Annotated in this window: 2 protein-coding genes; both read left to right on the top strand. The window is 66.3% G+C overall.

All coding sequences use genetic code 11. The features are described 5' to 3' along the window. Nucleotides 1-143 precede the first annotated feature (143 nt). Nucleotides 144-3,404, top strand: a complete 3,261-nt coding sequence (locus tag N864_RS20240; protein ID WP_051518859.1) for a type I restriction endonuclease subunit R — start codon at nucleotides 144-146, stop codon at nucleotides 3,402-3,404. Then, a partial coding sequence (locus tag N864_RS20235) for a hypothetical protein (RefSeq protein WP_034721658.1) occupies nucleotides 3,394-3,676 on the top strand: 283 nt, incomplete at its 3' end. The genes N864_RS20240 and N864_RS20235, both read left to right, overlap by 11 nt.

Raw genomic sequence — 3,676 nt, 5'->3', positions numbered from 1 at the left:
GAGCGCACTGTGGCAGCGAGCGCTACTCGCCGAGCAGGAGTCGTTGCAGCTCGCGGAGCTGCGCGACGCGCTGCTGCCCGGGTTGATGTCTGGCACGATCCGCGTCAAGGACGCGGAGCGGGTTGTGGGGGAGGCAGTCTGACATGGCACCGGGACTCGGCGGGTTGAGCGAGGCTGACTGGGAGGAGTCGGCCCTCGAGGCGCTGGCGGGGCAAGGCTGGGCGCCGAAGCAGGGCAAGCAGATCGCCTCCGGTAGCGGTGAGCGTGAGTCGTGGGACGAGCTGGTCCTGCCGTCACGCCTGCTCGAGGCGTTGCGGCGGTTAAACCCGTCGGTCCCGGTGCAGTATCTGAAGCAGGCGGCGGCCGAGATCACTCGCCCGACCTCGGCGGATGCGATCACGGAGAACCGTCGCACCCACGTCTATATGACGGAGGGTTATCGCGGCATTTCGTGGATCGACCACGAGGGCGTCGAGCACAACCCGACGGTCCGCCTCATCTCGACCGAGCCGTCGGAGAACGACTGGCTCGCCGTCAACCAAGTCACCGTCCGTTCACACGAGGTCGAACGACGCTTCGACCTCGTCCTCTACTGCAACGGTCTGCCAGTCTCGATCGTCGAGCTGAAGCAGGCAGGCACCCAGACCGCCGATGTCGCGGCCGCGCATCGACAGCTCGAGACGTACGTCCGTGAGCTGCCAATGGCGTTCCGGTTCGCCGTCTTCACCGTTGTCAGTGACGGGCTGGTCGCGAAGTATGGGACCCCGTTCACGCCGCTGAACCACTTCTCGCCGTGGAACGTTGACGACGACGGCGCGCCGCTCGGTTTCGGCGCGACCGCCGGCCATGAGGTCGGCACCGGGCTGGACCAGCTGATCGACGGGGTCTACAACCCGGACCGGTTCCTGCAGCTGCTGCGCAACTTCACCGCGTTCGACCAGGGCGAGCACGGGCTGGCGAAGCGGATCGCCAAGCCGCACCAGTACTTCGCGGTGAACAAGGCCCTCGGCACGACTGTTCTCGCGGTCCAGTCGGATGGCAAGGCGGGTGTCGTGTGGCACACCCAGGGCTCCGGCAAGTCGATGGAGATGGAGCTCTACACCAACTACGTGCAGCGCCACCCGGTGTTGGCGAACCCGACGGTCATCCTCGTCACCGACCGCACCGAGCTCGACGGCCAGCTGTTCGACGCGTTCAAGCAGAGCCTCCTGCTGCCCGAGTCCCCAGTGCAGATCACCAAGCGGACGGAGCTGCGCGAGACCCTGACCGACCGGATCACCGGCGGCATCATCTTCACGACGCTGCAGAAGTTCGGGCTGTCGAAGGAGGAGAAGGACGCGGGCGAGTCGCACCCGCTGCTGTCGGACCGGCGCAACATCATCGTCATCGTCGACGAGGCGCACCGCTCCCACTACGACAGCCTCGACGGCTACGCCCGACACCTGAAGGACGCCCTGCCCAACGCGACCCTCATCGCCTTCACTGGAACGCCGATCTCGTTCAAGGAGAAGAATACCCGCGAGGTCTTCGGTGACTACATCGACATCTACGACCTGACCCGAGCAGTCCGGGACGGGGCGACCGTGCCGGTGCACTTCGAGCCGCGGCTGATCAAGGTGAGCCTCGCTGAGGGCGTCACCGAGGAGCAGGTTGACGAGGCCGCGGACGAGCTGACGGCCGGTCTGGATGACATCGAACGGGATCGGATCGAGAAGAGCGTCGCGGTCGTCAACGCCGTGTATGGCGCTCCCGCCCGGATCGCGAAGCTCGCCGAGGATCTCGTCCCGCACTGGGAGACCCGACGAGCGGTCATGGAGAAGTTCATCGAGGTGCCCGGCAAGGCCATGATCGTCGGCGCGACCCGGGAGATCTGCGCCAAGCTGTACGACGCCATCATCGAGCTGCGGCCCGACTGGCACTCCGACGACATCGCCAAGGGCAAGATCAAGGTCGTCTACACCGGCACCCCGTCCGACCCGCTCCCGATCGTGAAGCACGTGCGCCGCGAGTCGCAGAACAAGGTCATCAAGGGCCGCCTGAAGGACCCGGACGACGAGCTCGAGCTCGTCATTGTCAACTCGATGATGTTGACCGGCTACGACTCGCCGCCCCTGCACACCCTCTATTTGGACCGGCCGCTCAAGGGGGCCCTGCTCATGCAGACCCTGGCCCGGGTCAACCGGACCTTCCGCGGCAAGGCAGACGGCCTGCTCGTCGCCTACGCCCCGCTCGCGGAAAACCTCAACGCCGCTCTCGAGGAGTACACCAGGGAGGACCAGGCGAACCAGCCGCTCGGCAGGAATGTCAGCGACGCAGTTGGGCTGACCCGGGAACTGCTGGGCAAACTGGACGACCTCGTCGCCGGCTACGACTGGCGCAAGGTGTTCGCCGACCGGTCCGCCCGCGGTGACAAGAAGGCCTACGTGCACGTCGTCCTGAAAACGGTTGAGTACCTGCGGGACCCGGCCACGCCGGGCAACGAGGTGCGGGAGGACGAGAACGGCACGCCCCTCGAGACCCGCTCAGCGGCATACCGGCGGGTGTCGAGCCAGCTCGCGCGGGCGTGGGCGCTGTGCGCGAACAGTGACGAGCTGGAGGACGTGCGGGGGCCGATCCGTTTCTATGAGGAAGTGCGCGTCTGGATGGCCAAGCTGGACGCGGAGGAGCGGGCGTCGCGGGGGGAGCCGATCCCGGCCGAGGTGCAGCGGCTGCTCGGTGCGCTGATCGCGGAGAGCACCCAGACCGGTGAGGTGCTCGACATCTATGAGGCGGCCGGCATGCCCAAGCCGAGCCTGATGGATCTGGGGCCGAGCTTCTTGAAGGATGCGTTGGCGGCGGAGAACCCGCACTTGGCGATCGAAGCGTTGCGGGCCTTGGTGGCGAAGGAGTCCGTCAAGGCGACCGGGACGAACACGATCCGGGCGCGGGCGTTCTCGGACCGGATCGCCGAGGTGATGCGCAAGTACACCAACCAACAGCTGACCTCGGCCGAGGTGATCGCCGAGCTGATCGAGCTGGCTCGAGAGGCGGTCGACGAGTCGCACCGGGGCGAGCAGTTCGACCCGCCGCTGCAGATCGACGAGCTGACGTTCTATGACGCGGTGGCCCAGAACGAGTCGGCGGTGGATGTGCTGGGGGAGGGGGTCTTGGCGGACATCGCGCGGGATTTGGTGTCGGTGATGCGACGAGATGTCCGCACGGACTGGACCGTGCGGGAGGACGTGCGCGCGAAGCTGCGGACGACGATCAAGCGGTTGTTGATGAAGTACGGCTACCCGCCGGACCAACAGCCGGGCGCGATCAAGCTGGTGATGGACCAGATGGAGGCCATGGCGCCGCGGTATGCGCAAGAGCCGTCGGCGCTGACGCCGCAACACATGGATAGGGATCGTCGTGGCCGATGAGGTTCTGTGGCAATTGGAGCTCGACGGTATCGAGGGCCAGCTCAGTCTGACTCCCGACGAGGCGCCGACCTCTCCGCCGCCTGCAAATGGCGCCAAGGAAGCGAAGCGATCGCTGGCGTACTTGCTGAAGACCGCTCTCGAGTTCGGACGGATGGGTGGTTATGTCGACCTGCTGGACCGTGTGGCGGCCTTTCCTCGTTACAGCCCGTATAACGCCTTGCTGGTCATGCTGCAGCGTCCTGCGGTCAAGTCCGGGTCCGTGGTGTACGACG

It is taken from the genome of Intrasporangium chromatireducens Q5-1 (assembly GCF_000576575.1).
Taxonomy (GTDB): domain Bacteria; phylum Actinomycetota; class Actinomycetes; order Actinomycetales; family Dermatophilaceae; genus Intrasporangium_A; species Intrasporangium_A chromatireducens.
This window is presented reverse-complemented; position numbering and strand designations above follow the sequence as displayed.